Origin of the sequence: Streptomyces carpinensis (assembly GCF_002154505.1) — a bacterium.
Taxonomy (GTDB): Bacteria; Actinomycetota; Actinomycetes; order Streptomycetales; family Streptomycetaceae; genus Streptomyces; species Streptomyces carpinensis.
This window is the reverse complement of the sequence record NZ_MUBM01000813.1, coordinates 1-539: the sequence shown is the minus strand read 5'-3', so window position 1 is coordinate 539 and position 539 is coordinate 1. Positions and strand designations below refer to the sequence as shown.

Genomic DNA, 539 nt, shown 5'->3' with positions numbered 1-539 from the left:
GCCGGGCTGGACCGGGCGGCGCTGCACAGCCAGTTGGCGGCGGCGCTTTCGGTGGTGGTGCACCTCGTGCGGGACCGCTCCGGACGGCGGCGGATCGCCGAGGTGCGGGTGCTGGAGCGGGACGCCTCAGGCCTGGTGCGGACGGTACCGGCGCTGCGCTGGGCCCCGGACGCGTTCGTCGCGGAACCGGGGTGGGAGCGGCTGAGGGGGCTTCTCCGCCTGGACAGTCCACAGCGTCCTGGGGACTCCAGAGAGGTCGGAGAGGGCGAAGGGACCGGAGAGCCCATAGACATCCGAGAGACCGGAGAGCACTGAGGAAACGACCAGCACAGAGGCTCAGGAGGCTCGTGAAAAACCAGAAATCTCATGAACCCAGAGCGCGCGGGGCGTACGGCGAGTGTCGAGAGGAAGTGATGGGCGGTATGGGGGAGTTGTTCTCCGGATCGGCAGCCTCGGGGCCGGTGTCCATGGCGGCGGCCGTGGCGTGTGCCGGGGCGGCCGTGTGGCTGTTGGGCGGGCGGCACTCCGCGGCGCGGCGG

Annotated in this window: 1 pseudogene; it reads left to right on the top strand. The window is 71.4% G+C overall.

The features are described 5' to 3' along the window. Nucleotides 1–315, top strand: a pseudogene (locus tag BZY54_RS48955) (CpaF/VirB11 family protein); the annotation flags it as partial. Nucleotides 316–539 lie beyond the last annotated feature (224 nt).